The organism is Staphylococcus sp. NRL 16/872 (assembly GCF_022815905.2).
GTDB lineage: Bacteria > Bacillota > Bacilli > Staphylococcales > Staphylococcaceae > Staphylococcus.
The window spans coordinates 2,483,225-2,507,354 of the sequence record NZ_CP119327.1 but is presented as its reverse complement, the minus strand read 5'-3'; the positions used below and the strand labels follow the sequence as shown (position 1 = coordinate 2,507,354).

At 32.1% G+C, this 24,130-nt stretch carries 18 protein-coding genes and 2 pseudogenes; 16 read left to right on the top strand and 4 right to left on the bottom strand.

Features of this window, described 5'->3' with window-relative positions; translation table 11 throughout:
* The first annotated feature begins 157 nt into the window (after positions 1-157).
* From MT340_RS12370 to MT340_RS12335, 8 genes are all read left to right on the top strand, one after another.
* Positions 158-1,222: an ABC transporter ATP-binding protein gene (locus tag MT340_RS12370; RefSeq protein WP_243590188.1), complete on the top strand. Its 1,065-nt coding sequence runs from the start codon at positions 158-160 to the stop codon at positions 1,220-1,222.
* Positions 1,206-2,237: an ABC transporter substrate-binding protein gene (locus tag MT340_RS12365; protein ID WP_243590187.1), complete on the top strand. Its 1,032-nt coding sequence runs from the start codon at positions 1,206-1,208 to the stop codon at positions 2,235-2,237. The genes MT340_RS12370 and MT340_RS12365 overlap by 17 nt, the downstream gene beginning before the upstream one ends.
* Before the next feature lies 1 nt (position 2,238).
* Entirely contained in the window at positions 2,239-3,891 is a 1,653-nt protein-coding gene (locus MT340_RS12360; RefSeq protein ID WP_243603924.1) for an ABC transporter permease, read from the top strand.
* Between the two features lie 15 nt (positions 3,892-3,906).
* Entirely contained in the window at positions 3,907-4,527 is a 621-nt protein-coding gene (locus MT340_RS12355) for a metallophosphoesterase (RefSeq protein WP_243590185.1), read from the top strand.
* Between the two features lie 88 nt (positions 4,528-4,615).
* Positions 4,616-4,873, top strand: coding sequence for a hypothetical protein (locus MT340_RS12350; protein WP_243590184.1), 258 nt, complete (start codon positions 4,616-4,618; stop codon positions 4,871-4,873).
* 565 nt (positions 4,874-5,438) lie between these two features.
* A complete protein-coding gene (locus MT340_RS12345; RefSeq protein ID WP_243590183.1) occupies positions 5,439-6,953 on the top strand; it encodes a type I restriction-modification system subunit M in 1,515 nt (504 codons plus the stop codon).
* Entirely contained in the window at positions 6,943-8,214 is a 1,272-nt protein-coding gene (locus MT340_RS12340) for a restriction endonuclease subunit S (RefSeq protein ID WP_243590182.1), read from the top strand. The genes MT340_RS12345 and MT340_RS12340 overlap by 11 nt, the downstream gene beginning before the upstream one ends.
* The gene (locus tag MT340_RS12335) at positions 8,198-11,317 is read left to right on the top strand and encodes a type I restriction endonuclease subunit R (RefSeq protein WP_243590181.1); all 3,120 of its coding nucleotides are present in this window, start codon (positions 8,198-8,200) and stop codon (positions 11,315-11,317) included. The genes MT340_RS12340 and MT340_RS12335 overlap by 17 nt, the downstream gene beginning before the upstream one ends.
* Positions 11,318-11,557: 240 nt before the next feature.
* Here MT340_RS12335 and MT340_RS12330 read toward each other — a convergent pair whose 3' ends face one another.
* Entirely contained in the window at positions 11,558-12,700 is a 1,143-nt protein-coding gene (locus MT340_RS12330) for an MFS transporter (protein WP_243590180.1), read from the bottom strand.
* Between the two features lie 74 nt (positions 12,701-12,774).
* Between MT340_RS12330 and MT340_RS12325 the strand changes: the two genes are divergently transcribed.
* A complete protein-coding gene (locus MT340_RS12325; RefSeq protein WP_334311119.1) occupies positions 12,775-13,641 on the top strand; it encodes a LysR family transcriptional regulator in 867 nt (288 codons plus the stop codon).
* Between the two features lie 91 nt (positions 13,642-13,732).
* Here the strand turns inward: MT340_RS12325 and MT340_RS12320 are convergent, their stop codons facing one another.
* From MT340_RS12320 to MT340_RS12310, 3 genes are all read right to left on the bottom strand, one after another.
* Positions 13,733-15,451 (bottom strand): ABC transporter permease/substrate binding protein, encoded by a 1,719-nt coding sequence (locus MT340_RS12320; protein ID WP_243590178.1) that lies wholly within the window; start codon positions 15,449-15,451, stop codon positions 13,733-13,735.
* Entirely contained in the window at positions 15,444-16,661 is a 1,218-nt protein-coding gene (locus MT340_RS12315; protein WP_243603923.1) for a quaternary amine ABC transporter ATP-binding protein, read from the bottom strand. Before MT340_RS12315 ends, MT340_RS12320 begins: the two co-directional genes overlap by 8 nt.
* Before the next feature lie 140 nt (positions 16,662-16,801).
* Positions 16,802-17,554: a DeoR/GlpR family DNA-binding transcription regulator gene (locus MT340_RS12310; RefSeq protein ID WP_243603922.1), complete on the bottom strand. Its 753-nt coding sequence runs from the start codon at positions 17,552-17,554 to the stop codon at positions 16,802-16,804.
* Positions 17,555-17,701: 147 nt separating this feature from the next.
* Here MT340_RS12310 and MT340_RS12305 point away from each other — a divergent pair, with 147 nt between their 5' ends.
* The 7 genes and pseudogenes from MT340_RS12305 to MT340_RS12275 all read left to right on the top strand — a co-directional run bounded on the left by MT340_RS12305 (position 17,702) and on the right by MT340_RS12275 (position 24,010).
* Positions 17,702-18,457 (top strand): ABC transporter ATP-binding protein, encoded by a 756-nt coding sequence (locus MT340_RS12305; protein ID WP_243590176.1) that lies wholly within the window; start codon positions 17,702-17,704, stop codon positions 18,455-18,457.
* Positions 18,447-20,072, top strand: coding sequence for an ABC transporter permease subunit (locus tag MT340_RS12300; RefSeq protein WP_243603921.1), 1,626 nt, complete (start codon positions 18,447-18,449; stop codon positions 20,070-20,072). Before MT340_RS12305 ends, MT340_RS12300 begins: the two co-directional genes overlap by 11 nt.
* Entirely contained in the window at positions 20,073-21,083 is a 1,011-nt protein-coding gene (locus MT340_RS12295; protein WP_243603920.1) for an extracellular solute-binding protein, read from the top strand. It abuts the gene before it with no gap.
* A gap of 13 nt (positions 21,084-21,096) precedes the next feature.
* Complete coding sequence (gene phnW, locus MT340_RS12290) at positions 21,097-22,182, top strand: 2-aminoethylphosphonate--pyruvate transaminase (RefSeq protein ID WP_243590173.1); 1,086 nt, start codon at positions 21,097-21,099, stop codon at positions 22,180-22,182.
* Positions 22,183-22,195: 13 nt separating this feature from the next.
* Positions 22,196-22,972, top strand: a complete 777-nt coding sequence (phnX, locus tag MT340_RS12285; protein WP_243590172.1) for a phosphonoacetaldehyde hydrolase — start codon at positions 22,196-22,198, stop codon at positions 22,970-22,972.
* A 222-nt stretch (positions 22,973-23,194) separates the two neighbouring features.
* A pseudogene (locus MT340_RS12280) lies at positions 23,195-23,395 on the top strand (GNAT family N-acetyltransferase); the annotation flags it as partial.
* 71 nt (positions 23,396-23,466) lie between these two features.
* Positions 23,467-24,010 (top strand): annotated as a pseudogene (locus tag MT340_RS12275) (GNAT family N-acetyltransferase).
* Positions 24,011-24,130 lie beyond the last annotated feature (120 nt).

Genomic DNA, 24,130 nt, shown 5'->3' with positions numbered 1-24,130 from the left:
GAGGATTAAACAGTTTTTTTATATTTCATAAACTATTTTATAGATTAAATCTATATAAGCTTCAGCTTTTTATAAATTATTTTGATATACATTAATAATATATTCATTCAATATAAACATCCTTTTCTTATAGTTAATAGTGAAAAGAGGTGAAAGGATGACATTAGAGTTAATAAATATTAAAAAATCATTTGATACGAAAAATGTAATTAAAGATGTGAGTTTAACAGTTGAAAATGGGAAGTTCGTCTCTTTATTAGGAGAATCGGGATGTGGCAAAACGACATTATTACGTCTCATAGCAGGATTGGAAAAACCAGACTTTGGACAGATTATACATGACAAGAATACATACTATTCTACAGAAAATAAGCGTTTCATTTCACCAGCGAACCGAGATTTAGGGATGGTGTTTCAAGATTTTGCGTTATGGCCACATATGTCTGTATTTCAAAATGTAGCTTATCCGTTAAAAGTGAAAAAAGATACTGAAAATTTAAAACAACGTGTGATGGATGCGTTAAAAGAAGTTCACCTAGAAGAACATTGGGATAAAGCAATTCATCAGTTATCAGGAGGACAACAACAACGTGTTTCATTAGCACGTGCGATTATCTCTCAGTCGAAATTAATCTTGATGGATGAACCTTTATCAGCCCTTGATGCAACCTTAAGAGAAGATATGCAACTACTCATAAAACGATTAGTTAAAGAAAACAATATGACAGCTATATTTGTGACACATGATCAAAATGAAGCCATGACGATGTCTGATGAAATTATCGTCTTATCTCAAGGTCAAATTATTCAAAAAGGCTCACCAGAAAACCTATATTATCATCCAAAATCTAAAAAAATCGCTACATTTATTGGAAAAGGCACATACATTGAAGGAACTATAGATAATCAATATTTCAAAACAAGAGATGACTTTAAATTTGAAGTTCCCAAGTCACTTGAAAATGGTAAATGTGGTGTGCTTGTACGTCCAGAAAATATTCATATTTCAGAAAGTGAAAAATCACTACAAGCTACAATAGAAAATGTTCAATTTACAGGAGAACGTTACCAATATTTAGCACGCATCAATAATACGAAAGTTATGTTTTACGATACTCAACCTTATGCAAAAGATACACAAGTTCATTTAGCGTTTAATATTCCAGAAAATTATTTTATTTATTCAAATTCGGAGGAAAATAAAGATGAAACACGTTACTAAATATCTGTTTTTACTACTTGCATTAGTTGTCGTTTTAGCCGCATGTCAAAATAAACCTGAAAATAGCGATAGTAGTGATGATAAATCAAAATCATCTAGTAATGGCAAAGGGAAACTTGTTTTATACGCAGCTGGACCTGACAATTTAGTTAAAGATATGGTTAAAGAGTTTGAAAAAGAATCAGGAAAGAAAGTAGAAGTCTTCCAAGGGACAACAGGTGAAGTGTTAGGACGTCTAGAAGCTGAGAAAGATAATCCGAAAGCAGACGTTGTACAGCTAGCTTCTTTACCTGCAGCTTTAGATTATAAAAAGAAAGATTTAATTGAGCCATATAAAGTAAAAAATCATAACAAGTTATATAAAGATTGGATTGATAAAGACGGTTATTATTATGGATTTAGCGGTAGTGCTTTAGGTATGTCTTATAACACTAAAAATGTTAAAAATCCTCCTAAAGATGATAAAGATTTAACTAAGTCACAATTTAAAGACAAAATTGCAATCCCTGATCCATCAGAATCGGGTACAGCGTTAGATTTATTATCTATTAAAGTAAATAACGAAGGCAATAAAGCATGGGATGACTATAAAGCGTTAAAAAACAATGGCATGAAATTAGCTGGGGCTAATAAACCTGCATTAGAATCAGTAATTAAAGGTGAAAATGACGTTGTATATGGTGGCGTAGATTATATGGTATATGCAGCTAAAGCCAAAGGTGAACCAGTTGATATTGCTTATCCTAAATCAGGTACAGCTATATCTCCACGTCCTGCTTTCATTTTAAAATCTTCATCTCATAAAGAATTAGCTAAAAAATATATGGATTACGTAACAAGTTCAAAAGGACAAAAACAAGTAGACGATCACTACTTAATTCCAGCAGATAAATCTGCAGAAAAGAAAAAAGGTAAAGCAAAACGAGCAGATATTAAAGAATTTAAATATGATTGGGAAAATCTAAGCGATAAAAGTGAAGAAGTATTAAAACAATTTACGGAATTGATGAGATAGAATGAATAGCAAATTAATAAATAGATTTAATCAGATTTTAGCATTTATTGTATTATTTATTTTAATCATCATGCCTTTATGTCTGATACTGTTAAAAGGCTTTGTTCCAGAAGGTGGTCAAACATTTTTTGATCACCTTAAACAACTGGGACAATCGTACCATTTGAAGATATTATTGAATTCCATTCTGTTAGGTATTTCTGTAGTCATTTTATGTACCCTCATTGCACTGCCTTTGAGCTATATTATGACTAAAACGACACTAGAAAGACACCAATGGTTAGATTTGTTAATTATGGTGCCATTTATGACGCCTCCTTATATTGGATCGATGGGGTGGATGCTGACGATGCAACGAAATGGGTTGCTAGAACAAATTAGCCCGATTTTCACGCATATTACACCTTATTTTTTCAGCTTTTTTGGAATGGTACTCATTATGAGTTGTCATTTAACGCCATTTTTATATATTATTTTGAAAAATGCGCTTATGAACATCCATCAATCGCAAGAAGAAGCGGCCGAGATTTACGGTGGAACATTCTTTTATCGTTTTAAAAAAATTATCGCGCCATTATTTGTCTCGGGTTATAGCATGGGCGCTCTATTGATATTTGTGAAAACAATAGGAGAATTTGGCACGCCAGTTACAATGGGCAATCGTATAGGATTTAGAGTACTGACTTCTGAGATCCATCATAGCGCCTCAATATGGCCGATTGATTTTCAAAGAGCAGCGTTATTATCAACCTTACTATTAGCTGTCAGTATGTCAGTATGGGCCTTCCAACAATGGTTTCAGACTAAAACGAATATCAACTCTAGTGCTGGAAAAGGCCGGAAAATTAAAATTCATCAACAAAGTAAATGGAATATATTATGTTACGTATTTGTGATTTGTGAACTGATTATAACGATTGTTTTACCTTATGCAAGCATCTTCGCTAATGCCTTTATGAAAAAGATGTCGCAAGGATTTCATTTAAACAATTTTACCATTCAACATTTTAGTGATGTCTTATCAGGCAATGGAAGCATCGCATTATTTAATAGCTTTTTATTGGCAACAATATCAGCCACATTAGCGAGTTTAATTGGTTTATGGGTAGTGCTAATTACAGAAAGAGGTAATACGTTAGGTCGATTTATCGATTTTACAAGTTTATTACCTAATACAGTGCCGGGGATTATTGTAGTAATCGGTCTGATACTTTTTTGGAATAATAAATACAATGTATTACCTATCTACAATACGATTGCCATCTTAGCTGTCGCTTATACTGTGCTTTATATTCCATATGCTGTGCAAAATATTAAAACAGTCAATCAACAAATCAGTAAAAATCTGATTGAAGCGGCCGAAATTTCTGGTAGTAAGGGATGGATGTTGTTTAAAACAATTATATTGCCATTATTAATGCCCGGTATACTTTCAGGATGGATTCTGATATTTTGTATCTCGATGAGGGAACTTGTTGCTTCCTTAATGTTGAGACCACCTAATACAGATACGTCTTCTACATTTATTTATCGACAATTTGAACAAGGCGATTCTGCCCAAGGGATGGCAATGGCACTTTTATCTATAGGGTTAACATCTATCATTTTAATGATACTTGAAATATATCAAAGAAAGAGAAAACGAATTGGATAAGGAGGTACAATGCTGTTGAAGAAAAGAATTTTAGCTATTTCTGATATTCATGGCCACGTAGACTCCTTATCACAATTACTAGAGGCCACAAAATATAACTCGAAAAATGATCAACTTATCTTAGTTGGTGATTATGTGAATAAAGGCCCTGACTCAATAGGCACTTTGAAATTAGTGAAGCAATTGCAAGCAGAAGGCGCCATTGTGTTAATTGGTAATCATGAAATGAGATGGTTGGAAAGTGATGAGGACTTAGCTATGGAGTGGCGCCATTTTATTGAAGCATTGCCACATATTAAAACAGTAGATAACTATATTTTTGCCCATGCAGGCATTGATACAAACAAAGATTTACAACATCAAGAACGCAGCATCGTTACGGGACATCAACCTACGGAATTAAATTTCAATTTACCTGAAAATAAAGTTTTAGTTCATGGACATGTGCCGAATTTTAGACTCGGTTATGAAGATGACGAACTTCATTTTGAAAATAGGATCATAGGCATAGACACTGGGGCAGGCCATGATAAATATTTAACGTTAGTAGATTTAACAAATGAAATCAAATATTCAATTGATGTCTTAGATGAAAAGAAAGAAGTTGTTATTAAAAAATTGAGTGGAAATTTATAAGAAGACTTGATTTGGGTTCGAAATCATAAGCCTGTATAATATAAATGAAACATGGCGATAGTTAATATTAAAGAAGGAGTTTCAATAAATGGACAATAAGAAGTTAAATGAAGAGCCAGTGTGGTGTAAAACATTTAATTACATTTCAAATTTATTTATTGTCTTAGGCACGATAAGTTTAATTCTTATTCCTTTTTTTGATGTGATGGAAAATATTGCGCCGGTGTTATTCATGGTGGGGTATTTACTTAATATTATCCCCAATTTTTATAAGAAAAACTATTTTATTGTATATGTAGATATATTTGTCTTTGTGCTAATAATTATTATTAAATTAGTAACATAATTATTAATATATCAGAGGTAGGTGCTATTGTTGGAAAAAGAAAAACGTAGAAAAATCTTTCAACAAATAAAGTTTGACTTTATTACAGAGATTATTGGCAGGCTAGTGGTGGGAATGATTTACTTATTGGTGCGTGTCATCAAAAATATCAATTAGAACGCAGTTTATTTCTCCCTGTTTTTCTTCATGATAAGAATAATAGCAGGCACTGTGGACGAACCAATAATACATAAATAAAATATTATTGTGAATAGCATAAAAAAATCTCCTTTATATCTGAATATTAAGGATAAATCTATTATGTATTTGACATTTCTTATTTAAGTTAAGCATATAACAATAGATAGTTTATTTCAAAAAAGGTTCTATCATTAGTTTGAGTTATGATAGAACTAGTGAAAATATTATATATTTAGAAGCTAGCGGTAAAAGAGATCCGCTAGTTTTTTTAGTTGAAAATAAAAATGGTTAAAAATGTACTAATTATTAATATAAAGCAAAGTATTCATGATTTAGAAATACTTTGCTATATTTAAACTAAGAGAAATTAGAGAGGTGTTACGGGATGGCAACTATAGGATTTGAAGAAAAATTATGGCAAGCTGCTGATAAATTAAGAGGTAGCATGGATGCTGCTGAATATAAAAATGTAGCGTTAGGATTAATATTTTTAAAATACGTTTCAGATTCATTTGAAGAAAAATATGAAGAATTGAAGCAAGATCCATATGCAGATGAAGAAGACCAAGATGAATATTTAGCTGAAAATATATTCTGGGTGCCAAAAGAAGCTAGATGGCAATACATCAATGACAATGCTAAAAAACCAGAGATTGGACAGATTATTGATAAAGCAATGGTAGCGATTGAAAAGGAAAATGAATCACTTAAGGGTGTTTTACCAAAAGAATACGCAAGACCAGCGTTAGATAAAGAAAAACTTGGGGATATTATTGACCTATTTACTTTTAAAGTAGGGGATACTGAAAGTCGTAAACAAGATGTCTTAGGACGAGTATATGAATACTTTATCGCTAAATTTGCGAGCGCAGAAGGTAAAAACGCAGGGGAGTTCTATACGCCATCATCTATCGTAAAGTTATTAGTTGAGATGATTGAACCTTATAAAGGACGAATTTACGATCCATGTTGTGGTTCGGGTGGGATGTTTGTACAAAGTGAACGTTTCGTTGAAAAACATCAAGGTCGTTTGGATGATATCGCTATTTACGGTCAAGAATCGAATCCGACAACTTGGAAATTAGCCAAAATGAACTTAGCAATTCGTGGTATTGATAATAATTTAGGTGAGCAACATGCCGATACATTCCATAACGATTTACATAAAGGATTAAAAGCAGATTACATATTAGCCAATCCACCTTTCAATGCGAGTGATTGGGGCCAAGAAAGATTATTAGATGATTATCGTTGGCAATTTGGTATTCCACCTAAAGGGAATGCGAACTATGCTTGGATTGAACATATGATTTCTAAATTAGCACCAAGTGGTACAGCTGGTTTCGTATTAGCCAATGGATCAATGTCGACAAGTGGGAAAGACGAACTTGAAATACGTAAAAATCTTATTGAACGAGATTTAGTTGAATGTATCGTGACGCTACCAGGACAATTATTCTATTCAACGCAAATCCCAGTATGTCTATGGTTTATTACGAATAATAAAGGTAACAATGGAAAAAATGAAAGAAGTAACCAAATTTTATTTATTGATGCTCGTAATAAAGGACACATGGTTTCTAGAACATTAAAAGAATTTTCTGATGAAGATATTCAAGATGTAGCTCAAACGTATCATGCGTGGAGAGGTACAAATGATAAAGAATATGAAGATGTGGCTGGTTTTTGTAAAGCATCTAATTTAGAAGAAGTTAAAAGTAACGAATACATTTTGACGCCAGGTCGTTATGTAGGATTAGCAGAGGTAGAAGAAGATGAAGAACCATTTGAACAAAAAATGGAACGTATTACCTCTGAATTAAGTGAACAATTTGCAAAGTCAAAAGAACTTGAAGACCAAATCCGCAAATCATTGGAGGGGTTAGGTTATGGAGTATAAAATAAGTGATTTATGTGATATTAGAAGAGGAGCTTCTCCACGACCTATTAAAAATTATATAGTTGAAGATTATGACAATAGTTTTCCTTGGGTAAAGATAGCTGATGCAACTAAAGACTTAAGTAGATATATAAGTAATACTAAAGAACGAGTTTCTCTTGAAGGAAGTAAAAAATCCGTAGAAGTTTTACCAGGAGATTTAATTTTATCTAATAGTGCTACGCCAGGTCTCCCTAAATTCATGAAAGTTAAAGCGTATATCCATGATGGTTGGTTACTATTAAGAAATTTTAAAAATGTTAGAAAAGAATTTTTATATTATGTATTAATATTGAACAGACAAAAATTATTGCAGTTATCTAATGGTAGTGTTTTTAATAATTTGAAAACAGATATTGTAAAAAATTATATGGTAGATATACCTTCTATCGAGATACAAGATAAAATATTAAAAATTATAAATAATATAGAAAATAAATTAGATTCTAATAACAAATTAATAGCAAACCTTGAAGAGCTTTCCCAAACACTATTCAAACGTTGGTTTATAGATTTTGAATTCCCAGATAAAAATGGCACCCCTTATAAATCTAGTGGTGGAGAAATGATTGATAGTGAATTGGGTAAAATACCTAAAATATGGGGAGTAGAAACTTTAGAAAAGTTGGGTGCAATAGTTGGTGGAGGCACACCATCTAAAAAAAATATGGAGTACTACACAAATAATGGTATTCCTTGGATTACTCCAAAAGATTTATCGAAAAATAGAAATATATACATATCCCATGGTGAAAATGATATTAGTGAATTAGGACTAAATAAAAGTAGTACAAAATTATTAGAAAAAAATTCGGTATTATTTAGTTCAAGAGCGCCAATAGGCTATATTGCAATAAATAGTATACCTGTGACTACCAATCAAGGATTTAAGTCTATAGTCCCCAATAAAGAAGTGAACCCTTATTTTATTTATTTTATTCTTAAAAGGATGACTCCTCTAATAGAGCAAACTGCTAGTGGTTCAACTTTTAAAGAAATATCTACTAAAGGTATGAAATCTATTAAAATAGTTTTTCCATCGATAGAATTAATACAGCAATATGGAAATAATGTTAAAAAATATTTTGAAGAAATAAGAATTTTAGAAAATCAAAATGTAAAATTAACGGAACTTCGAGATACATTATTACCTAAACTTATGTCAGGTGAAATCGAAATTCCTGATGATATCGAGGTGAATGCCGATGAAATATCAATTTAATGAAGATGATTTAGAACAAGTCGCTTTGGAATGGTTGATGGATTTAGGTTATGAATATAAAAAGGGCAATGAAATTAGTGTTAAAGGTATTTCACCCGAACGTGAGAGTGATCAAGATGTCATTCTTAATCAACGATTAGAAAGTGCTTTGAGACGTATCAACCCAGAAGTTAATAATGATGCGATTGAACAAGCCATACATGAACTAGCAATTGAGAAGTCACCTAATCTTTTGGAAAACAACCTTAATTTCCATGAATATTTGATAAACGGTATTGAAGTTGAACACTATGATGAAGAGGGGCAAGCTATTGTTGATATTGTTTATATCTTTGATTTTAAACACCCTCGAAATAATGATTTTCTAGCTGTTAATCAACTTACTATTGTTAATGGTGATTATACAAAGCGTCCAGATATTATCTTATTTGTTAATGGGTTACCAGTTGTAGTCATAGAATTAAAAAGCTCTTCAAATGAACATGTAGGCATTGAAGATGGATATAATCAGTTACAAACGTACAAAATGAGAATTCCGAAACTATTTACATTTAATGAAATACTTGTAACGAGTGATGGTATTAATACTAAAGCAGGCTCGCTTACTGCTAATTATGATCGTTTTATGACGTGGAGAACGCGTGATGGAGAAACTGAAGCACCAATAAGTATGGCAAGTTTGGAAGTATTAATTCATGGAATGTTAAAGCCAGAAGTGTTGCTTGATTTAATTCGATATTTTGTATTATTCCAAGATGATGGTAAAGGAAATTTGAGTAAAATCTTAGCTGCTTATCATCAATATTATGCTGTAAATAAAGCGGTTAATAGAGCGCTTGAAGCGTCCTCCTCTACTGGAGATGGTAAAGGAGGCGTTGTTTGGCATACGCAAGGATCAGGTAAGAGTCTCACGATGGTCTTTTTCTCTGGTAAGCTAATACAAACATTAAATAATCCTACCCTTGTAGTCGTGACTGACCGGAATGATTTAGATAACCAACTATTTAGTACGTTTGCGAAATCTAAAGGCCGTTCTGGAAAAGGGTTGTTACGTCAAACGCCAAAACAGGCAAATAGCAGAAAAGAATTAAAAAATTTATTATCTGTTGAATCAGGTGGCATTGTATTTACGACAATGCAGAAATTTGAACCAGATAAAGAAGAAACCACTATGCCAGTACTTACTGATCGTCATAATGTGATTGTCATGGCTGATGAAGCCCACCGCACGCAATATGGCTTTAATGCAAAATATGATGATAAAGGTGATGGAATTAAGTATGGGTATGCGAAATATTTGCGTGATGCATTACCTAATGCCACATTTGTTGGATTTACAGGCACGCCAGTCGCTTCAACAGATAAAAATACACAAATGGTGTTCGGAAATTACATAGATGTTTATGATATGACACAAGCCGTAAAAGATGGAAGTACGGTTAAAATTTATTATGAAAGTCGTATCATTCCGCTTAATTTACCTCAAAGTTTAGATTTAGATGAGGCTTATGATGAAATTACTGAAAATCAAGAAGACGATATGAAGCAACGTTTGAAGTCAAAATGGTCTAGAATTGAAGCCCTAGCAGGGGCTAAACCACGTATTGAAACCTTAGCGAAAGATATCATCCAACATTTTGAAACAAGACAAAAAGCTATGCAAGGTAAAGGTATGATAGTAACTATGAGCCGACGTATAGCTGTTGATTTATATGATGAAATTATTCGTCAAAAGCCAGAATGGCATTCCGACGATGATGACAAAGGTGTTATTAAAGTGGTAATGACAGGATCATCAAGCGATCCAGAACGTTTCCAAAGACATATCGGACCTAAAAAGCGACGCGATTTATTAGAAAAACGTATGAAAGACGTTAATGATGAACTAAAACTCGTTATTGTCAGAGATATGTGGTTAACTGGATTTGATGTACCGTCAATGCATACGATGTATATAGATAAACCTATGAAAGGCCACAATTTAATGCAGGCTATTGCCCGTGTAAATAGGGTGTTTAAAGATAAACCAGGTGGTCTTATTGTAGACTATGTGGGCATTGCTGAAAATTTAAAAGAAGCGCTTAAAGAATATACCGAATCAGATAAAGAACAAACAGGTATAGATACTGATAAAGCAGTGGAACTGATGTTGATGAAATATGATGTCATTCAAGATATGCTTTATAATCTAGACTATTCAAACTTTAACTCTGATAAAAATTCGGAACGTTTTAATGCGATATCAAATACTATGGATTACGTTATAGGCTTAGGGGAAAGTGAACGTCAACGCTTTATTACTACGGTAACAGAGCTAGAAAAAGCATATGCATTATGTGCAACAGAGCCTGCTGCACAGGAACTTAACGACGAAATTGCATTTTTCAAAGCTGTTAAAGCTGGTTTAGTTAAATTATTACAACCACCTAAAGAAGGTAAAGTCAATAAAACACCAGCTGAAATTGAAGCTGAAATAAATCAGCTTGTATCGCAATCAGTAGTAACAGAAGATGTGGTAGATGTGTATAAAACACTTGGTTTAAATCATCCGGATATTTCTATTTTATCTGATGAATTTCTAAAGGATGTTGAAGGACTCAAACAGAAAAATGTTGCAGTCGAATTATTGAATAAATTACTTAAAGGACAAGTTAAATCACTGATGAAAACAAATACCACTGTTTCGAAACGTTTTTCAGAGATGCTTGGACAATCCATTAATAAATATAATAATCGTTCTATTGAAGCATCCAAAGTCATCGAAGAGCTCATCCAACTTGCGAAAGATATTAAAGAAGAGCAACAAAGAGGTATTGAATTAGGCTTGAATTCAGATGAAATTGCCTTTTATGATGCATTAGCTTCTCACGAAACAGCTAAAGAAGCTATGGGCGATAAAGAACTCCGTGCTATTGCTCATGAATTAACAAAAACAGTCAAAGATAACATGAGTGTAGATTGGTCCAAACGTGATAGTGCAAAAGCTAAAATGCGAGTAGCCGTCAGACGATTACTTAAGAAGTATGGTTATCCACCCGATTTACAAAAAATGGCTGTCGAGCAAGTCGTTGAACAAGCAGAGCTTATGGCTAGCAATCAATAAAAATAAACTAATAGCGCCTCCTTCAACGTAAAGTGAAAGAGGCGCTATCAATTTAAAAATAATGGATCTATAATAAAACAAGAGCATTCCTTATCACAAATGAAGGAATGCTCTTAATTTTAGTTATTTTTGCTTGTTCCATCTTGGATGTAAAAAAGCTAAATAGATAATAGCAAATAAAAGAACTGCTATTATCAACTAAAAATTAATAGCAGTCTAAGCCTTAGTTAAGCCACAGAGTTACTTACTTTTATCTATTTTTAAATTCATCAGTTGTAATAAGAGGCCTAGTAATCCTATAAATAAAGCTGAATATATTAAGTAGGTAATGTTAGCTGAATGATTTAATATTAATCCACCTAAAGCAGCGCCCACTGAACTTCCTAAATAGTTGATCGAGCTATTTAAAGCAACTGACGCACTACCATATGAAGAATGATGTTTTAATAAAATATGTTGTTGAGGTGCTTGAGTTGCCCATCCCATAGCGCCCCATAGTAAAAATATCAATAGACTCACCCATTTAAGATGGATGGTCATGGGTATTAAAGCGAAACTCATGGCCAAACCCATTAAAATGATAAGCATTAAAATATTAGTGTTTTTAAACTTATCTATCATTACACCAATTGAAAAGCTACTTACTATTCCTCCTAATCCCCAAGCTGTAAGATATAAAGTGAGATCGTCACTTCTATGATACATTTTTAAGATATCCGCTAAATAAGTATACAATCCTAAACTAGCTATTGCTGCACAAAAAGTAACTAAAATCACTCTTAGAACATGAAAGTTAGTAAATAATTTAAATCTTTCTTTTAAATTAGGAGGCGCCATAATTTTAAAATTAGGTAATAGAATTGAGATGCTGATAATCGCAAACAAACCAATGATTGCTATTAAGAATATTGATACTCGCCAAGATAGTAATTCAGAAATTTTCAAACCCATAGGTACTCCTAGCACGGTCCCAATACTCATTCCTCCCACAGTGAAAGCGATGGCTTTTCCTTTATTATGATTAGAGACAAGATGACTGCTAGTACTTACTGCTATCGGAGAAAAAATGCCAGCCCCTAACCCAGCGAAAGCTCGAGATGTAATGTAAACTTCGTATGTTTGAGCTAAAGACGTCAATACATTAGATAATGAAAATAAAATTAGAGCAGTCATTAAAATATTTTTCACACGATATTTAGCTAATAAAGTAGAAAAAACAGGCGCTGATATAGCGAAAAATAGTGTAAATACTGTAACTCCTTGACCTATCGAAGAAGCATTTTTATGAAAACTCATACTCATTGCAGGAATCAATCCAGCAACTATATAGGCATCCATACCTAAAGCAAACATTCCTATTGTTAAAGGCCATATTTTTCTCAAAGTTCAATTCTCCTCTCAACAAGTAATATAGATGTAGTATAACTAGGCATTCACTAAGTGGGAATTAGTAATTTATTAATGTTAGTATTAACGTAAAGTTAATACAGAAAGGAGAGTTTATTATAGACTTTAACTATCTTCACGATTTTATAGTAGTTGTAAAGCATAATAGCCTAAATAAAGCTGCGTTGGAATTAAATATTAGCGTTCCTGCTTTAAGTAAAAGGATGAAAAAGTTAGAAGACTATTGTGGGTTTCAAATGTTTCATAGAACAAATAAAGGTGTATTTCTTACAGGTAAAGGTGAAAAAGCTTACGATATGATAATGAGTATTGACGCTCAATTAAAAAATCTAAGTAAAATTGAAGAAGATGAAACAAACAATTACTTTAGATTAGGAATATTACCTAGTTTTTCACTTTCTAAATTAAATAACCGTCTTAATGATTTGGATTTTTTAAAAGTCACTATTGAAAATAACACAGCTATTTTATACGAAAAATTAAAAAGCAAAGCGTTAGATGTTATTTTAGGCGATATCAGTAGCTTAAAAGACCCGTCTTTATTTACGTATCAATTATATAGTGAAGAATTTATCGTTATCAGCTCACCACAATTAAAGATAAAAAATGGAAAAAATTTAAATATAGAAGATTTAAAGGATGATGTAGTTTATATTCAAAACCCTCCATGTGATACCTATACTTTTATTAAATCAAATCAACTTGATAAAAAAATGACAATTAATTATCTTGAACATCAAGAAACGATTTTAGCCCATGTTAGGGCAGGTAAAGGCATAAATATTCTTCCTAAAACGCTTGCGATACAAGTGGATTATAGACACTTGAACTATCAAGTGCTTTCAGGATATAGCAGAACAATCGGAATAGCGACTTATAATAAAGAATTATTCGAATACATTAAAAACCATTTATAATTCTCACATTAATATTAGTTCGCTTCCATTTGCGCTATAAAAAAGAGATTAAACAACTTAATGTTGCTTAATCTCAAGAATATTAATGCGTTTATTTAGTCCATTGATCTACTTTATCATGGTTATTATCAATCCATTCTTTAGTTGCATCTTTAGGATTTTTACCGTTTTCAATTTCAAGCATGATAGATTCCATATCATCTACAGACCACTTGAAATTATCTAATATTTTATAAGCTTCTGGCATATCTTTTTTAAGCCCTTTACGTGCCATTGTATTGATATTTTCTGATTTCCCCATGGTACCTTTAGGGTCTTTTAAATATTTTAAGTCATAACGTTGGAAAATCCAGTATGGGTTCCAACCTGTAATGACAATATCTTTTTTACTTTTAATCGCACGTTTTAATTCGGCATTCATAGCGCCTGTTGAAGAATTGACTTGTTTCCAACCTTTAAGGTTTGGATATGATTTCAATGTCTTATTTGTAGCTTGAACGATGCCAGCGCCTGGTTCAATACCAGTGATTTTTTTATCAGCTTGATTGTTTAAATCTTCAATTGAATCTACGTCCATATATTTTGGAACAACTAAACCAAGTTTAGCTTCACCGTCGATATGTGGACCTAGATTATCTAAATCATCTTTATATTCCTTATATTGCGCCTTATGAGTAATTGGAATCCATGCACCTGTCATAGCATCAGCTTCACCGTTAGCTACAGCTTTCCATGTGACAGGGATGTCTAAAGAAGTCATTTTAACATTATAGCCTTGTTCTTCTAATACTTGAGCAATAACATTTGTTGAAACCACTTGGTCGTCTTGTTGTGCATATGCTAACGTGATTGTTCCCTTACTTGAACCTGCATTACCTGGTAACAACAGTGTAATTATGATAGCAAGTATAGCTAAAATTGCTATAATAGCACCAATAATTAATTTTTTCTTTTTAGATAATTTAGTCTTATTTGGACGATTCATAGCTTGTGTAAAACGATCGATAATGATAGCTAAAATAACGATACCAATACCAAATACAAAGCCATTACCTACTTCTGAACGTTGTACAGCTGCTAAAACGCCCTCACCTAAACCAGGTGTACCTATCATTGAAGCAATGACTACCATAGATAGTGTTAACATGATAGTTTGGTTAATACCGGCGAAAATATTTTCTTTCGCCATAGGTAAATCTAGTTTAAATAGTCTTTGCCAAGGTGTTGAACCAAATGAATCAGAGGTTTCGACTAGCTCTTTTGAAATAGAGCGAATACCTAAATTGGTCATTCGGACAGTAGGTGGTAATGAGAAAATGACTGATGCAAATACACCAGGCACCATACCAATACCAAAGAATGCAACGGCAGGTATTAAATATACAAAGCCAGGCATTGTTTGCATTAAATCTAATAACGGTTTAACGATCTTTTCAACGGTGTCACTTTTAGACATGAGTATACCCAGTGGCACACCAATGATAATCGCTATAATACTTGAAATAATAACTAATGTGACCGTATTCATTAAATCGTCCCACATATCTTGATTATAAATAAACAATAATCCGATTAGAACAAATATTGGGAATCCTAATTTACGGTTAAACACGAAAAATGCAATGATAACTAATAGGGCGATCATTATAAATGGTGGGATTGCCGTTAAGATATCAGTCATAAAATTCATGATTGAATTACCAATTGTCTGTAAGAAAGAAAAGAGGCCAGACAAATTTTTAGTTAGCCAATCTACAATATTATCAATCCAATTGGAAAAAGGTAATTTTGAGATGAGAAAGTTAAACATTTGTTGTCACTTCCTCTCTATGATTAGAATTTGAATTTTTATTGCTCATAGCTCCTATGACACTACCACGAACAACTACGCCAATAAGACGATCATTTTCGTCAGTGACTGCTAAAGGTGTAGGTGAATCATAAATAATATTAAATATATCAATGATTAACGTATCTTTATGTATCGTCTGTACGTTTGGTTCATAAATATCTTTGATTGACGTACCTTCTTCTCTTGCTTTTAATGCCTTTTCAGCAGTAATGCTTCCTTTTAATTGACGCTTACTATCTACAGCTAATAGCATACTGACTTCTTCTTCTCTCATTCTTTGTAATGCGACATTAGGTCCTTCAGTTTCAATATTAATAGTTAGTGGCGTTTCCATTATGTTTTCAGCAGTGAGAATTTTGGAACGATCGACATCTTCGGTAAACTCACTAACGAAATCATTGGCTGGATTTGTTAGAATTTCTTCGCCAGTACCAATTTGTATAATTTTGCCATCACGCATTAATGCAATGCGATCTCCAATACGTAATGCTTCATTTAAATCATGTGTAATGAATATAATGATCTTTTTCATTTTTTCTTGCAATTTTAATAAATCGTTTTGCATATCTTTTCTAATAAGTGGATCTAGCGCAGAGAAAGCTTCATCCATTAATAATATGTCTGAATCATTAGCAAGTGCGCGTGCTAACCCAACACGTTGTTGCATACCGCCAGATAATTGATCAGGGTATTGATTTTTAAATGATAAGAGACCCGTATCATCTAACGCTTGTTCCGCTCGCTGTTGTCTCTCAGCTTTATTAACCCCTCTAATTTCTAGTCCGTATTCGGTATTTTCTAAGATAGTTCTTTTTGGAAAAAGACCAAAATTCTGAAAAACCATATTTACTTTGGTACGACGAATCTCCCGTAATTCCTTTTTCGACATTTTTGATATTTCATCATCATTGATGTAAATACTGCCAGATGTTGGTTCAATTAAACGATTAATCAAACGAATCAATGTAGATTTACCACTTCCCGAAAGTCCCATGATGACAAAGATTTCCCCGTCATTAACATCAAAATTAACATCGTAAACACCAACGGTAGCACCAGTTTGTTCAAATATTTCTTTTTTAGATTTGCCTTCTTGAACTAACTTCAATGCTCGTTGTTGTTTTCTCCCAAACACTTTCGTTAAGTGCCGTATTTTAACTTTGCTCAACTTAAAACACTCCCTATAAAAACTGTTTGTACATATTTGACTGTATCATAGGAAATAAAAAAAACAACTTTATCAAAATTAAAAATATTAAAATTCACATTATTTTCATTAATTTTATTACTTATAGAATATTTGTTTTATTAAAGCACATTGACGCTTAACTTTTTCATTTTAACTTTAAAATCATTATCCAAGTTATTATCAGTAATAAAAGTATCAATATCTGTTAATTCACATATTTTTACTGTAACTATCTGATTACACTTGGAACTATCTGCTGTTAAAAATTTGAGATTTGAAATATTTAATATTTTTCGTCTTGTTTCTATTTCTTCTAAATTATAGTCTGTAATTCCTTTTTCAAAAGATATTCCACTACAACAAATAAAGGCTTTATCTATATTTAAGCGATCGAAATTAAATAAGAAGTCATAACTTGTAATAGATTGCTCAGATGCTCGTACTTTTCCTCCGATACTAATGATTGTATGGCCTTGATCTAAAATTTCCATCATAACTGGAATCGAATTCGTTATAATTGTTAAATTTTTTCTCTTCCTCAATTCTTTAGAAATTTGTAAAGTTGTCGAACCACTATCTAAGAATATACAGTCGCCATCTTCAATCTGTGTTAAAGCTTTTTCAGCGATTTGTTGCTTCATCGCTAAATTTTTATTTAATCTTTTTTCAATAATTGATTCACCATTATTCTCTTTTTTAATTCTAATACCACCATATTCTTTGGATACCAAATCCTCTTTGACTAATTGTTGAACATCTCTTCGTAATGTTTCCATAGAAATATCCAAAGACTTATGAAGATATTTCAGCTCTAAAAACTCTTCTTTTTCCAATTTTTCAATAATTTTTTCACGTCGTTCAGTAGGAAGCATTTATTTTCTCCTTTTAATTGTATTAATGAAGTTGTTAAAAAGTTTGTAATAAGTTAGTCAAAAGTTAATAAATTTTTACAACTAATTTACTAATAGTTAATAAAAAGTTACTACAATGTAAGTATAACAAATAGTGAGGTGTGAATTATGCTTGAACTCAAAGATGTTTCGAAAAGTTTTGGGAGTAATGAAGTATTAAAAAATATAAATTTGAACATTGAAAATGGAGAAATTGTAAGTTTACTTGGACCAAGTGGATGTGGGAAAACAACGTTATTAAATTTAATTTTGGGATTAGAAAATGTGACATCTGGGAAAATCATTTTCAATAATCAAGAAATCCACGAGAAATCAATGCAAAAAAGAGGGTTTAATATTGTGTTTCAAGATTTTTGTCTGTTTCCTCATTTAGATGCCTACAATAATATCATTTATGGCTTAAAGAATCAGAAAAAAGATCCTCACAGTAAAGAGGTAACGGATTTAATCGAATTATTAGAATTACGTCCTCATTTACGTAAAAAAATTCATGAATTATCAGGAGGGCAAAAACAAAGAGTTTCAATTGCACGTACTGTAGTAATGGAACCTAAAATTTTATTAATGGATGAACCATTAAGTGCCTTAGATGGCGTCATTAAAGAGTCAATAAAAGATATGATTCAAAAAGTATCAAAATCAATGGGTTTAACAACGATTATCGTTACCCATGATCCTGAAGAAGCATTAACGATGTCAGATAAAGTAGTCGTGATTGAAGATGGCCATATCGCACAATTTGGTACGCCGTCAGAAATTATTAATACACCAGTCAATGCGTTTGTAGAGAAGTTTATTCTTAATCAGCTACACATTAAACGTGGAAATATTTATAGATTATTTGGTGAGAATTATGGCGCATAAAACTTGGAGTCAGCGTATTATATTTACGCTATTAATTATCTTTTTCTTGTTATTTTTAGTCATACCAATTATTGGTTTATTAAGCCAATCATTTTATCGTGATCATCAGTTTACATTTGCAGTCTATAAAGACATCTTTATGAATGATGAGATTACAACTTCATTCTTTAATAGTTTGAAAGTTGCAAGTTTAGCTGCATTGATTACGACTATTCTCGCATTTTTTATGTCCTATGCGATGAATATGACACAAGCCCATTCTTTAGTAAAAGGCTATAACAAAATGATGGTGCTATTACCTATGCTTGTGCCAACAATCACTTATGGATTTATTTTAATGTACATTTTCGGGAATGAGGGTTTGATTAAAGCCATCTTTGGACATATTCCCTTCGAAATTTATGGTAAAAATGGTTTGCTTATCGGCTATGTTATCTACACGTTACCAGCAGCATATTTAATTATTTCAGACGCTTTTGAATATGTGAATAAGCGCTTCTATTATGTTTCTCAGTTATTACAAGATAATCCGATGAGACGTTTTTATCACACACTACTTAGACCACTGATTGTACCCATAGGTAACGCGTTTGTATTGTCATTTATTTTAAGTTTTACTGACTTCGGAATTCCGGCATCTCTAGGCGCAGATTATAGTATGATTGCGACGAGTTTATATCAAATGATTTTAGGATCAATTCCAAAGTTTGCTGAAGGTGCTGTTATTGCAGTTATGATGTTAACTCCTGCAATTATTGGATTTATCTTATTAACTATTTTAGATAGATGGAATGTAAAACAAGAATCATTAAATTATACATCTCTTCCAAAAAGACCAGTACATGATGTAATTATTAATATTATCGCTGTAGTGATAAGTACATTAATCTTATTAATATTTGCAGTGATGTTTGTCGTACCATTTCTTAAAAATTACCCATATAACAACACATTTACTTTGTCGCATATCATTAATTTATTTAAAGATGAAATATTAGTACATATTTATATTCAATCTTTATTTGTAGCGATATGTACAGCAATATTTGGCGTGATTATTAGTATGGCAAGTGCGATTATCGCTGTGAGAACTAGAATTAAAGGTCGTAGAACAATGAATGTCGTTTCATTAATCGCAAATACTGTTCCTGGAATGATTCTAGGTTTATCGTATTTAGTATTTTTTAAAAATAGCTCAATAAAAAATACATTTTTAATTATTATTATCAGCATTATTGTGCATTACTATACAACACCATTCTTATTAGCGAAAAATGCTTTAGAAAAATTAAATCCCTCATGGGATATTAGTAGTTCATTAATGAAAGATAAATGGTATGAGACAGTCTTTAAAGTTGTAGTACCAAATATGAAAAAGACAATTATCGAAATGATGAATTATTACTTCATTAATGCAATGGTAACAATTAGTGGTGTTATTTTCTTAGTGGCAACGGCAACACAACTTGTTGCTACAGAAATAAACCAATTACAACATTTTAACCGATTTATCGATATTTTTATTTTGTCGATTTTAATTTGTATAACAAATATTGTCGTTCGTGGCCTTGCAAGTTTTGTACTTTATTCTCAAAGAAAAAGGGAGGAGAGATAAATGAAACTAAAAATAATGCTAGTACTTGGTGCACTCGTTTGTCTTGCTCTCTTATGTTTATCATACTTTGGACTTGGATCGAGTACAGATAAAGTCATTATTGCTACAAATGCTGATGAAGAGGCCATCGCTGTTATGAAAGAATCTTTAAATCAGCATGGTTACAAAGGACAATATATCATTCAACCTCAGGGCACCTCTGAATTAGGTGGGAAAATTATGGCAGAAGGATCGAATATCGAAGCAGATATTATTACTGAAGCAAGTTATTACTTAAAAAGTGCACAAGATCAAAATCACATGTTTGTCCCTATGAAAAATAAAACTCAACATAACACAATTGATAAATATCCAAACTACATTACCCCATTATTAGGTAACACAGGTTCATTATTTATTAATAAAAAAGCATTAGAAAAACACGATTTAGATGTGCCGCATTCAATTAAGGATTTAACTAAACCAGAATATAAAGGACAGGTCTCTATGCCGAACGTTATGGAATCCTCAACAGGATGGCTAGTACTACAAGGCATTCTAAATGAGTACGGTGAAAAAGAAGGACAAGACGTGATTAAAAAATTATTAATTAATGTTGGTCCACATTTAGAGGACGGTGGTTCCGGTCCGTTACAAAAAGTTGAATCCGGGGAAGTAGCTGTCGGAGTTGGTTTACGTGCGCAAGCTATTGAACAAGAGAAGAAGGGTAATATCATTAAACACATCGATCCTAAAGAAGGAAATTTCTCATTAGTTGAAGGCGCTGCCGTTGTTAAAAAAGGTGGCGAAAAACAGAAAAAAGCAGAAAAAATGGTTGAAGTGATTCAAAAATACGGTCGAAAAGATTTAATGAAACAATATCCAGTAACGCTATATAAAGGTGAACATATTGCAAAAGATCAACAACCAGAATATCCAAAAAAATGGAAAGATCCATTAACTGTAGATTTATTACAAAAACATCAAGATATATTCAATGCAGCTAAAAAAGAAGCAGAAAATGAAAAATAAAGGAGATAAGAAAATGGAAGAATATAAATTATTAACTCCCGGTCCATTAACAACTTCAAAATCAGTTAAAGAAACAATGATGAAAGATCGTTGTACATGGGACAATGATTATAAAGAATTAACACAACAAATAAGACAAGATTTACTTCAGTTGGCTCAAGCTTCAGACGAAGATTACACCGTTATTCTTCAACAAGGTAGTGGTAGTTTTGTGGTAGAAAGCGTCTTACAAACTGCACTTTCGAATACAGATCATGTGCTTATCATTTCAAATGGTGCATACGGAAAACGTATTGCTCAAATGGCAGAACGTATTGGAAAAAATTATACACATTTAGCATTGTCATTCGATAAAGCACCAAATATTGAAGAAATTGAAGATGTTTTAAACAGTAATGACGCTATTTCACATATTGCTTTCGTTCATTGTGAAACAACGACTGGAATACTCAATCCTTTAGAAGACTTAAGTGAGTTAGCACATCGCTATAATAAAAAATTAATTGTAGATGCGATGAGTAGTTTTGGAGGAGTAGAAATTAACGTAGACCAATTAAATATTGATTATTTAATTAGTAGTGCGAATAAATGTATTCAAGGTGTGCCCGGTTTCGGATTTGTGATTGCTAAAACCACAACTTTAGCTGAAACAGAGGGTAATGCTTCAAGCTTAGCACTTGATTTATATGATCAATGGCAGGTGATGGATGTTGATGGAAAATGGCGTTATACATCACCCACTCATGTGGTAGCTGCATTCAAACAAGCAATTGATGAGTTGCATGAAGAAGGTGGCATTAAACAACGTAGTGAACGCTATCACTCTAATAATCGATATATGAGAGAAGCGTTAGCACAGTTAGGTTTTAAAGCATATATTGATGAGGAATGGCAATCACCAATTATTACAACCTATCTATATCCTAATGAAACTTTTGATTTTAATCATTTTTATGAAGCAATGAAAGAAAAAGGGTTTGTACTATATCCAGGAAAATTAATGGAAACGCCATCTTTTAGAATTGGTAACATTGGAGAATTATATCGAGAAGATTTTGAAACATTAGTTAAACATATTAGAGAATATATGAATTATTAAGGAGTGAATAACTATGAGTAATATTAAAGGAATCATTTTTGACTGGGCTGGTACTACAATTGATTTTGGATGTTTTGCCCCTGTACAAGTATTTGTAGAAATTTTCAAAAATGAAAATATTGATGTAACAATTGAAGAAGCTAGAGAACCTATGGGCATGTTAAAACGTGATCATATCGAAGCTATGTTAAATATGGATCGTATCGCAAATGAATGGAACTCTGTTAAGGGACGTCCACATACTCAAGAAGATATTGATTATTTATACGCTAATTTTGAAAAATCATTAATGGAAACATTAAAAGATTATACAACGCCCATTCCTAATGTCATAGATACTATCAATCAACTAAGAAATCAAGGCTATAAAATTGGGTCAACAACAGGTTATACAAAATCAATGATGGAAGTGGTTACAACTGAAGCAAAATCGAAAGGTTATTCACCTGACTACTATGTAACTGCCGAAGCTGTTAATGGATATGGTAGACCTTATCCATACATGATATTTGAAAATATGAAACAATTAGAACTGGAACGTGTTGCTGAAGTAGTAAAAGTAGGTGATACTGCTTCTGACATGAAAGAAGCAGTCAATGCAGGCGTTATTGCTATTGGAGTAATTAAAGGTAGTTCTATTGTAGGACTTAGTGAAGACGAATGGAATGCATTAAGCGATAATGAAAAAGATGAACATCGACAAAAAGCTACTGAAAAATTCAAAGAAAATGGCGCATTATATGTTATAGATGATATTACTCAATTACCTCAATTATTAAAAGAAATTTAAAAAAAACTGCATTCTAAAACTAAGAATTTATTATGAAAATAAAGAGTGAACTCCCTTATTTGGAAGTTCGCTCTTTTTATTAAGAAATACCCTAACTATGCTTAAAATGGTGATGTAAAAAACATATTCATATTAAGTATTTACAATTTTAACGATAAAGTATGCTATTATATATGTAATTTACTGAATAATTTGAAATTTTTAACTGGAGGGGATAGGATGATGTTTGGTTACGAAGTAAATGAACATGTGAAGTTGAAAATTTTGGAAGAGCGTGAAGCGAATCAGTTATTTAAGTTAGTGGATGAGAATCGTGAGTATTTAGGGGAGTTCTTGCCATTTGTAGCATACACAACTGAAGTTGAACACAGTAAGAAGTTTATTCAGTCGGCGTTACAACAATTCACTCGTGGCGACGGGTTTCCATATCCACTTTAGTAGCGGTTTTTCTTTGAGATTTATTAATAATTAAATACATAGGCGGGATAGTTATGATTTTTGGTTACCAAGTAGATAAAGGTATTAAATTAAAGATATTAGAAGAACGAGAAGCAGAACAGTTATTTAAATTAGTAGATAGCAATCGTAACTACTTAGCAGAATTTCTACCTTTTGTCGAACATACAAAGAAGGTGGAAGATAGTAAACACTTTATCCATTCAGCGTTGCAACAATTTATCGATGGTAATGGATTTCATTGTGGAATATGGAGTAATAAAGAACTGATTGGGGGTCATAGGATTGCACTATTTAGACTTAGTTAATAAAACAACTTCGATTGGTTATTATTTAGCTGAAGACTTTCAAAAGAAAGGTATTATGACTAAATGCACTAAAGCTTTAATTCGTTATGTATATGAAGAATATGATATTAATCGTATTGAAATACGAATGTCTACCAAAAATAAGAAAAGTCGAGCTATACCTATAAGATTGGGATTTACACAAGAAGGCGTATTGAGAAGCGATGAGTGTTTATTAGGGGTATTCTCAGATAGTTATGTGTATAGTCTGCTCAGAGAAGAATATTACAAATAATTAATCATCTAAATTTTTCGTTTGTCAAAATAAATGATTTCTTTATAGTGTGAAATCATAAAGTTGTGCTAAACTCAAGTTGGCAAATAAATAAGGGGAGTGTTATATTGTGAAATTTTG

What these genes read in the sequence shown, in the direction of transcription:
- MT340_RS12370 (WP_243590188.1), top strand. Translation starts at nt 158, where the DNA reads ATGACATTAGAGTTAATAAATATTAAAAAATCATTTGATACGAAAAAT.
- MT340_RS12365 (WP_243590187.1), top strand. Translation starts at nt 1,206, where the DNA reads ATGAAACACGTTACTAAATATCTGTTTTTACTACTTGCATTAGTTGTC.
- MT340_RS12360 (WP_243603924.1), top strand. Translation starts at nt 2,239, where the DNA reads ATGAATAGCAAATTAATAAATAGATTTAATCAGATTTTAGCATTTATT.
- MT340_RS12350 (WP_243590184.1), top strand. Translation starts at nt 4,616, where the DNA reads ATGGACAATAAGAAGTTAAATGAAGAGCCAGTGTGGTGTAAAACATTT.
- MT340_RS12345 (WP_243590183.1), top strand. Translation starts at nt 5,439, where the DNA reads ATGGCAACTATAGGATTTGAAGAAAAATTATGGCAAGCTGCTGATAAA.
- MT340_RS12340 (WP_243590182.1), top strand. Translation starts at nt 6,943, where the DNA reads ATGGAGTATAAAATAAGTGATTTATGTGATATTAGAAGAGGAGCTTCT.
- MT340_RS12335 (WP_243590181.1), top strand. Translation starts at nt 8,198, where the DNA reads ATGAAATATCAATTTAATGAAGATGATTTAGAACAAGTCGCTTTGGAA.
- MT340_RS12320 (WP_243590178.1), bottom strand. Translation starts at nt 15,451, where the DNA reads ATGTTTAACTTTCTCATCTCAAAATTACCTTTTTCCAATTGGATTGAT.
- MT340_RS12310 (WP_243603922.1), bottom strand. Translation starts at nt 17,554, where the DNA reads ATGCTTCCTACTGAACGACGTGAAAAAATTATTGAAAAATTGGAAAAA.
- MT340_RS12305 (WP_243590176.1), top strand. Translation starts at nt 17,702, where the DNA reads ATGCTTGAACTCAAAGATGTTTCGAAAAGTTTTGGGAGTAATGAAGTA.
- MT340_RS12300 (WP_243603921.1), top strand. Translation starts at nt 18,447, where the DNA reads ATGGCGCATAAAACTTGGAGTCAGCGTATTATATTTACGCTATTAATT.
- MT340_RS12295 (WP_243603920.1), top strand. Translation starts at nt 20,073, where the DNA reads ATGAAACTAAAAATAATGCTAGTACTTGGTGCACTCGTTTGTCTTGCT.
- phnW (WP_243590173.1), top strand. Translation starts at nt 21,097, where the DNA reads ATGGAAGAATATAAATTATTAACTCCCGGTCCATTAACAACTTCAAAA.
- phnX (WP_243590172.1), top strand. Translation starts at nt 22,196, where the DNA reads ATGAGTAATATTAAAGGAATCATTTTTGACTGGGCTGGTACTACAATT.